Below are 2,801 nucleotides of genomic sequence, written 5' to 3' on the forward strand. Positions count from 1 at the left end.
GAGAGGGGCTGGGGGTGAGGGCCATCCCTCAGGGAGAGGGGCTGGGGGTGAGGGCTGGGAGAGGGGCTGGGGGTGGTCGCGTAAGCGGCGCGGAGCGCTTGGGCCTCAGGGAGAGGAACTGGTCGAAGAGCGCTTGGGGAAATGAGCGCCTGGGAGCTGTTTCAATCTAGTCTGAAATGACTACAGCCTACCCCCTTTAAAGCCTGAGTTGCCGGCCAAGTGGGGTCGGAAACTTTGCCGAGCAATCTTGTGCACGTGGCCGACGCAATCAAGCCAACAAGTCCTTGAGAACCTCATTGGAAAACAGCCAGCCCTCCGGCGGGATCAGCCGCAGCCGCCCGGCCTCACAACTGGCCCAACCCTTCTCAAAATAGGGATCCAGTCTCTCCAAGGCTTGCTTCAGCTTGTTGTCGCCAAAACGCTCTTGTAAATGGCCTAAATCCAGCCCTTCTTGTAAGCGCAACCCCAACATCAAAGTATCCATCCAAACTTCCTCTGGGGATGCTTCCGGGGGGAGGGGGTGGGCTTTGGCTTTCACCTGCTCAAAATAGTCGTAAAGGGTTTTGGGCTGCTGAATGCGCCGTCCCCCTTCGTAGCCGACGGATCCCATGCCAAAGCCAAAGTAAGGGCGATTTTCCCAGTACACCCGGTTGTGGCGGCAGGCATACCCAGGGCGGGCAAAATTGGAGATCTCATAGTGAATGTAGCCTGCTTGGGTGAGCAGCTCTCGCGCCATCAAGTACATTTCAACTGTGGTTTCCTCAGTGGGCAAAGGTGCATCTCCCGGTCGGTACATCCGACCAAATCGGGTTCCCGGCTCAATCGTTAAATCATAGATGGAGACATGGGTGGGGTTGATTTCAAGAACAGCCTGCAGCGATTGCTGCCAGTGCTCCAAGGTCTGGTAGGGCAGCCCAAAGATCAAGTCCAGGTTGAAATTCTCAAAGCCCACTGCCTGCAAGTCGGCCACGGCTTCGTAGACTTCTTCCACCCCATGCAGGCGGCCACAGGCGGCCAGCAGCTCAGGTTGAAACGCCTGTACCCCCAAGCTGATGCGGTTAACCCCCAGATCCCGGTAGCCCGCCAACTGCTCCCGCGTCAGGGTGCCAGGGTTGGCCTCCAGCGAGATCTCGCAGTTGGGATGAAACGGGATCCTCTCCCGCAGTTGAGCCAAGATCCGGCCCAACTGCTCCACCGTCAGCAGGGAAGGGGTGCCGCCGCCGAAAAAAATGCTGGTCAAGGGCTGGGGATCCCCGGCCAAATGGCGGTAGCGGTAGGCGCCGCCGATCTCCTGGCAGAGCCTCTGCACATAGGTTTCCATCAGCTCGCGGGTGCCCAGGCCGGTGGCAAAGTCGCAGTAGTAACAGCGCTGCCGGCAGAAGGGGATGTGCAGATAGGCTGCTGCGGGCCAGCCAAGCTGAGTGGAGAGGATAAGGTTTTCCTCAGATGCTGCAACTACCATAGCTCCCTACCTTGCTAAAACCACTATACTGGTAGGCTCCTAAACGCTTTAGGAAAAGGGATCCCATGAAAGCCGTGCGCCTGGCGGTGATCGACTATGATGCCGGCAACTTGCATTCGGCTTGCAAAGGGCTGGAGCGGGCCGGGGCCGAGGTGCAGCTAGTAACAGAGCCGGCTGGGCTGGAGGCTTTTGATGGCATTGTCCTGCCCGGCGATGGGGCTTTCGACCCGGCCATGCAGCAGTTGCGGGCGCGGGGCTTTGAAGAGGCAATCCGAGCAGCAATCGGGCGGCAGCAGCCCTTTTTGGGCATTTGCCTTGGGCTGCAGGTTTTGTTCGAGGGCAGCGAAGAAGGGACAGAGCCAGGGCTGGGCCTTGTGCCGGGGCGGGTGCAGCGCTTTCGACCGGAGCCTGGCCTGCGCATCCCTCACATGGGCTGGAACCAGTTGCACCTTACCCAGCCCCAGTCTCCTCTTTGGGCAGGGATCCCCGACCAAAGCTGGGTTTACTTTGTCCACTCCTACCACGCCGTGCCCAGCGACCCAAGCTGGGTGGCCGCCACCACCCAACACGGCAGCCAAACCTGCGTGGCCGCCATTGCCGGCGGCGCTTTGTTGGCCACCCAGTTTCACCCCGAAAAGTCCGGCCCGGTTGGTTTGAAGATCTTGCAAAACTTCGTGGACTTTGTGGCAGGATCCCTGGCCTAGACCTCGATTTTTCCCAAGCCCCATGAACTACTGGCTGATGAAATCGGAGCCCAGCGTCTACAGCATCTGGGATCTGCAGCGGGAGGGCCAAACCCTTTGGGACGGCGTGCGCAACTACCAAGCCCGCAACTACCTAAAAGCCATGCAGGTTGGGGATCGCGCCTTTTTCTACCACTCCAACGCCAACCCCCCCGGCATAGCCGGCCTGATGGAGATCCGAGAAACCCAGGTGGTCGATCCCAGCCAGTTTGATCCCACCAGCCCCTACTACGATCCCAAGTCAACCCCTGCGGATCCCCGCTGGCACACGGTGCGGGTGCACTTTGTTGCCGCCTTTGAGCGCTTGATCCCTTTGGCCGAGTTGCGAGCTGCCTTCACCCCCGATGAGCTGGAGGTGGTGCGACGAGGCACGCGCCTGTCGGTGATGCCCGTTCCCCAGGTTGTTGCCGAGCGGCTGCTGGCATTGGCGACTGCTCCTACTTAGCTGCTTCCGTTTCTGAAGATTCAGAGCGCAAAGAGATACAGCGTACCTGAAGCTTCTTAACGAATCCGAAAAATAGGAAACTGGGTATTCAACACCTGCCTAGGATTGAGAAAGCGACCTAGGGCGAGGTCATTGTGGCGCTGCGCGATGA

Annotated in this window: 3 protein-coding genes; 2 read left to right on the forward strand and 1 reads right to left on the reverse strand. The window is 59.4% G+C overall.

Annotated features, from left to right (window positions below):
• Positions 1-268 precede the first annotated feature (268 nt).
• Positions 269-1,462: a radical SAM family heme chaperone HemW gene (gene hemW / locus NW844_RS12585; protein ID WP_414336133.1), complete on the reverse strand. Its 1,194-nt coding sequence runs from the start codon at positions 1,460-1,462 to the stop codon at positions 269-271.
• Between the two features lie 65 nt (positions 1,463-1,527).
• Here hemW and hisH point away from each other — a divergent pair, with 65 nt between their 5' ends.
• Both hisH and NW844_RS12595 read left to right on the forward strand, forming a co-directional pair.
• Complete coding sequence (gene hisH / locus NW844_RS12590) at positions 1,528-2,166, forward strand: imidazole glycerol phosphate synthase subunit HisH (RefSeq protein WP_414336135.1); 639 nt, start codon at positions 1,528-1,530, stop codon at positions 2,164-2,166.
• 22 nt (positions 2,167-2,188) lie between these two features.
• On the forward strand, positions 2,189-2,650 hold the full coding sequence (locus NW844_RS12595; protein WP_414336137.1) for an EVE domain-containing protein: 462 nt from the start codon (positions 2,189-2,191) through the stop codon (positions 2,648-2,650).
• Positions 2,651-2,801 lie beyond the last annotated feature (151 nt).

This window comes from Synechococcus sp. H55.2, assembly GCF_047462495.1.
Taxonomy (GTDB): Bacteria; Cyanobacteriota; Cyanobacteriia; order Thermostichales; family Thermostichaceae; genus Thermostichus.